This window comes from Pedococcus sp. P1_H8, from assembly GCF_056405175.1.
Genome location: NZ_JBFUCP010000131.1, coordinates 1 through 522 on the forward strand (window position 1 = coordinate 1; position 522 = coordinate 522).

Here is a 522-nt window from a genome sequence, read left to right on the forward strand (position 1 = left end):
ATCCGGGTGCGGGTGAAGAGCAACCGCAGGCCCACCGCGATGGCCACGGCCGCGACGAGGCAGAGGATCTCGTGGTAGCGGACGGTGGCGCCGAAGAAGGAGACCTTGCTGTTGTCGCCGAAGAACATCGTCAGGGTGCGCGGCTCCTCGGGGTGCCAGAACCACTGCGAGAGGAACAGCATGCCGAGCATGATCGAGACAGTCACCACGATCTTGGTGACCTCCGCGGTGTCCCGCAGGCCCCGCATGATGAAGAAGTACAGCGCCAGTCCCATGAGCGGACCGAAGACACCGAGCACGATCAGCAGGGCGAGCGGGGTGGGCAGGTTCCAGCCGACGCGCAGCTGCCAGTAGAGGAACGCGCCGAGCATCGCCTGGGCGCCGTGCGCGAAGTTGAAGATGCCTGAGGTGTTGTAGGTGAGCACCAGCCCGGAGGCTGCGATCGCGTACACGGACCCGAGCACGAGGCCCAGGATCGTGAACGTCACGAAAGTGTCCATGTGAGAACCCTTGTTCTAGGAC

Annotated in this window: 1 protein-coding gene; it reads right to left on the reverse strand. The window is 64.4% G+C overall.

Annotated features, from left to right (window positions below):
• Nucleotides 1-500, reverse strand: a 500-nt coding sequence (locus tag AC1DYG_RS19220; protein ID WP_477641458.1) for a branched-chain amino acid ABC transporter permease, incomplete at its 3' end; no start/stop codon positions are given.
• Between the last annotated feature and the right edge of the window lie 22 nt (nt 501-522).